The organism is Flavobacterium sp. MFBS3-15 (assembly GCF_026107645.2).
GTDB lineage: Bacteria > Bacteroidota > Bacteroidia > Flavobacteriales > Flavobacteriaceae > Flavobacterium.
In genome coordinates, this window is sequence record NZ_JAPCHV010000036.1 from 1 (window position 1) to 3706 (window position 3706).

Here is a 3706-nt window from a genome sequence, read left to right on the forward strand (position 1 = left end):
TTTAAAACGTATAACCTTTTATGGGCTAAAAAGGAGACTTTAAAATGTCAAAATCAGCATGCAAAGAAAAGTAAACTTAATTAAAATGAAAAAGGGGCTATCCTTTTGAGACAGCCCCAGTACTCGGAGGTGGGATACTTACCCTAAACAATTATGCTTTGCAGGAATGAGTGAAGCTTCTCCCCTTTCCTTTGGAGAGGGGCCGGGGGTGAGGTTAATTTATAAACCCAAATTTTGCCGCCACAAAACAAATGCCTACTTTAGGAGTATGAATTTCCTCGCACACATATACCTATCCGGCGATAACGAACTTTTAAAGATTGGCAACTTCATTGCCGACGGCATCCACGGCAAACCGGATAATTTCCCGCCCGACGTGCAAAAAGGCATCATCCTGCACCGACACATCGATACGTATACCGATGCACACCCGATATTCAGGCAGGGGACCAAACGGCTGCATGCTGCCTACCATCATTATGCAGGGGTGATCATGGACATATATTATGACCATTTCCTGGCGAAAAACTGGAAGGAATACAGCAATATACCTTTGGGCGATTTTGTAAATGCATTTTACCAATCGCTGCAGGATAACTATGAGTTACTGACCGATCGTGCCAAGGGAATGATGCCTCATATGATTAAGCACGACTGGCTGGGCAGTTATGCGACTGTAGAGGGAATAAGCAACATACTAAAGCAAATGGACCACCGTACAAAATACCGTTCAGGCATGGGAAATTCACATAAAGAATTACTTGAGTTTTACAATCATTATGAACTGGAATTCAATGAGTTTTTTACTGATATTATCAAATCTGTAAAAGAGAAAATGGCAGTTATGTAAGAGGTGTACCGGAAATTAGAAACTATGATAAATATCCTCTAATCCTTCCGCAAATGCAGCGTATCCATGAGCCCGCACTACAATCAAAAAATATATAGTTTTGAATTTCATTACAGAACTTACCGCATCATATTCCCAAAACGCATCACCCGAAAAAGCCGGGCCGATGGAAAAATACATGAAAAACAATTTTGTGTATCATGGGCTTAAAACTGAGCTGCGAAGATCACTCCAAAAGGCAGCTTTGGAAAAGCATAAAGATGAGGTAAAGAACAACGCCAGGGAAATCGCTTTAGCGCTTTACGGCAAAAAAGAGCGCGAATTCCACTACAGCGCCATCGAGATATTGATGATTGAGCTGAAAAAGAAATTCGTGAAGCAAGATATCGATTTGATCGAAAAGATATTGGTAACGCATCCGTGGTGGGATAGCGTGGATACGATCTCAAAATACCTGCTTGGCGGCTACCTTGAGCAATTCCCCGAAGAAAAGTATGAAGTCATTGAACGCTTTTCGGCATCGGAGAATATGTGGCTGAACCGGGCAGCGATCATTTTCCAACTGGGTTATAAAAAAGCAACGAATGAATCTCTGCTCTTCAGCGAATGCGAAAAGCACTGCCAGTCAAAGGAATTTTTCATCCAAAAAGCTATTGGCTGGGCATTGCGCGAATATGCGAAAACTAATCCGGAAGCTGTGAAAAACTTCGTCGCATCGGCAAGCCTGAAGCCTTTGAGCAGCCGCGAAGCTTTAAAAAATCTATAAAGGGGCTGAATTTTTTTATAAATGAAGTAACTTAGCATTTTTAATCAAAATCCTAATTTTACTACATGCCCAAACGCGTCTTTTCAAAGATACGGTTATTTGTACGGCACCAGCTGCGCCGCCTTGAATCATTGCTTTTTTTACTGAAAGGCCTTCTTTCCGAGCGGCACTTCATTTACCTTTCCTGTATATTAGTAGCGATTTCTACTTCGTTTGCCGTTATCGTGCTCAAAGCTTTTGCCCACAATGTATTCCTTTTGGCAAACTATGTCAACGGCTACCTCAAATTACCCTACATCAACAGTATCCTGCCCATTGTGGGGATAGTGCTTACTGTGCTTGTCATAAAAAAAGTACTGGATAATAAGATTGAAAAAGGCAGTTCGCGAATACTTTATGCCGTTGCCAAAAAAGGCGGTATCATGCCGCGGGCGCAAATGTACGCGCAGATCATCACAAGTTCATTAACAGTTGGTCTTGGAGGTTCGGCAGGTCTTGAATCACCGATTACCATTACCGGTGCGGCTTTCGGATCGAATTTTGCCCAAAAGTACAAACTCTCCCAAAAGGACCGGATATTGCTGCTGGCGTGCGGTGTGGCCGCCGGTATCGGTGCTGCTTTCAACGCGCCCATTGCAGGAGTGCTTTTTGCTATCGAGGTGGTATTGACAGATGTTACCATTACCGCATTTATCCCTATAATCATCTCTGCAGCTACAGGTGCGCTTATCTCGACCATCGTATTGAATGAAGAGGTATTGCTTTCCTTTAAGCAGCAACAATTTTTTGATTATCATAACATTCCGTATTATATTCTTTTGGGGATATTGGCAGGCTTCGTGTCGTTGTACCATGCCCGTACATTCCAAAAGATCGAGGGCCACTTTGCACGGCTGAAAATCTCAGGCTATAGAAAGGCGCTGTATGGTGCAATACCATTGGCTTTGCTCATTTTCCTCTTTCCTACCCTTTTCGGCGAAGGATATGAAAGCATAAAGGCCTTGTCTAATTCCAATACATCAGTACTGCTGGATAACACACTTCTTGAAAAGTTTAAGGATAATGGGTGGGTGGTACTGCTTTTCGTAGGAATCACCATGCTTCTGAAAGCCTACGCTACCGGATTAACCTTATCCAGCGGGGGAAATGGTGGAAACTTTGCACCCTCGCTTTTTGTAGGCTCCTACCTGGGTTTTTTTGTGGCGAAATTTGTAACACTCACAGGCCTTGATAAGGATTTGCCTGTGGGCAACTTTACCATTGTGGGCATGGCAGGCATACTGAGCGGGTTATTCCACGCTCCATTGACAGCCATATTCCTTATCGGGGAGATTACAGGCGGCTACAACCTTATGGTACCATTGATGATCGTATCGTCCATCAGCTTTGCCGTCTCCAAACAATTTGAAAAGCATTCGATGGATGTGAAACACCTGGCGGCTAAAGGGCAGGTTTTTACTACCGACAAGGATAAAAATATCCTTTCGGGCATCGACATACTTGCTGTGATTGATACCGAACTTCAAATCCTGAAACCGACCCAAAGGACAGAAGACCTTATAGGGCTGCTGTCTACGACACATCAGTCGGTTTTTGCAGTAACCGATGAAAAAAACAGGTTGCAAGGGGTGGTTGACTTCAATAAGAACCGGCATATTGTTTTCAATAACTTCCAGATTAAATACACCACCCTTACGGATATGATGGTATTGCCAAAAGAAATCGTATCGCTTGAAGATTCTATGGAAATGATCATGGATAAGTTTGAAGCGACACATTCCGACTACCTGCCTGTGCTTAAAGACAACAAGTATTACGGCTTCATTTCGAAAGCCAAGGTACTGGAGGCGTATCGTGACAAGCTGAAGGAAATGATTATAGAGTAATCCTCAAAAAAATTAGACAGTTACTATATCCTAATGGTTTCCTATAAATGCAAACAGCCCCGCAATCGCGGGGCTGTTTTATATTATGTCTCGTCCTGAAAAAAGTTGACTAATAAATGTCAATATTATGAAAAAGCAGGATTCTAAGGGGACAGGTTTATCCCCGAGTATTAGGTACAGTGAAGCCTTTAAACGAGCTGTTGT

Annotated in this window: 3 protein-coding genes; all 3 read left to right on the forward strand. The window is 42.8% G+C overall.

Features of this window, described 5'->3' with window-relative positions; genetic code table 11:
• The first annotated feature begins 268 nt into the window (after positions 1 to 268).
• The 3 genes from OGH69_RS18170 (at position 269) to OGH69_RS18180 (ending at position 3502) form a co-directional block, all read left to right on the forward strand.
• Positions 269 to 850, forward strand: coding sequence for an acyl carrier protein phosphodiesterase (locus OGH69_RS18170; protein WP_265175919.1), 582 nt, complete (start codon positions 269 to 271; stop codon positions 848 to 850).
• A gap of 100 nt (positions 851 to 950) precedes the next feature.
• Positions 951 to 1616: a DNA alkylation repair protein gene (locus OGH69_RS18175; protein WP_265175920.1), complete on the forward strand. Its 666-nt coding sequence runs from the start codon at positions 951 to 953 to the stop codon at positions 1614 to 1616.
• A 65-nt stretch (positions 1617 to 1681) separates the two neighbouring features.
• On the forward strand, positions 1682 to 3502 hold the full coding sequence (locus OGH69_RS18180) for a chloride channel protein (protein WP_265175921.1): 1821 nt from the start codon (positions 1682 to 1684) through the stop codon (positions 3500 to 3502).
• Positions 3503 to 3706 lie beyond the last annotated feature (204 nt).

Excerpts from the sequence above, each read along its gene's own strand:
- OGH69_RS18170 (WP_265175919.1), top strand. The coding sequence starts at position 269 with ATGAATTTCCTCGCACACATATACCTATCCGGCGATAACGAACTTTTA.
- OGH69_RS18180 (WP_265175921.1), top strand. The coding sequence starts at position 1,682 with ATGCCCAAACGCGTCTTTTCAAAGATACGGTTATTTGTACGGCACCAG.